The following is a 923-nucleotide window of genomic DNA, read 5'->3' on the forward strand; positions in this document are numbered from 1 at the left end:
CTGGCAGGTCGTCGATGATCGCGGCGAGGGCGTCGCGGTCGGTGACGTCGCAGGCCACCGCGTCGATCCGCGGATCGGCTTCCTCGGTCACGCCGCCGCGGCTGAGCAGGACGACGCGGTCGGCGCCCGTGGCGACGAGCCAGCGGGCGGTCTCGGTGCCGAGGGCCCCGGTGCCCCCGGTGACCAGCACCGTGCCGCGCGGGGTCCAGCCCTCGCCCGATCGGGTGCGGGGGGCGTGGACGAGCCTGCGGGCGTAGACGCCGGAGGCGCGGATGGCGACCTGGTCCTCGTCGCCGTTGAGGACGCTGACGAGGCGGGCCAGCGTCCGGGCGTCCGGGTCGGCGGGGAGGTCGATCAACCCACCCCAGCGGCCCGGCTGTTCGAGGCCGATGACGCGGCCGAGGCCCCAAACCGCCGTCTGGGCGGGGGCGGTCGCCCGGTCGGAGCGGCCGATGGAGACGGCGCCCCGGGTCAGGCACCACAGGGGTGCGTCGATGCCGGTGGCCTGGAGAGCGGCGAGTGCGTCGTGGACCTCGCCCGCCACCACGATGCCTCGCAGGTCGGTGACGGTGCGGGCGGCGGCGATGCTGGTGTGGACGGTGGCCCCGTGGTCGCGCAGGGCCTCGGCGATGGCGTCCCCGGCGTTGAGAAGCGCCCAGTCACCGGAGAGCGCCGGGGTGGGCAACGCGGTGAGGGGCCTCCAGTCGATGCGGTAGCGCAGGGCGGACACGGCCGTGTCGGCCTGGTCCCGCCGCCGCCACTCGGCGAGCGTGGCGAGGGCGTCGTCGCCCAGCTCCAGCTCGCCCTTGTCGACCGCGGCCCAGAAGCGGGTGTCGTCGGTGTGCGCGTCGTCGACGGGGGTGGTGTTCTCGGGCCAGTAGCGCTGGCGTTGGAAGGCGTAGGTGGGCAGGTCGACGCGGCGG

At 75.8% G+C, this 923-nt stretch carries 1 protein-coding gene; it reads right to left on the bottom strand.

Annotation, left to right across the window (positions count from 1 at the left end; all coding sequences use genetic code 11):
* Positions 1-923 (bottom strand): beta-ketoacyl reductase (locus DEH69_RS03815; RefSeq protein WP_113685444.1); only part of this gene is annotated, 923 nt, incomplete at both ends.

Origin of the sequence: Streptomyces sp. PT12, assembly GCF_003311645.1 — a bacterium.
GTDB lineage: Bacteria > Actinomycetota > Actinomycetes > Streptomycetales > Streptomycetaceae > Streptomyces.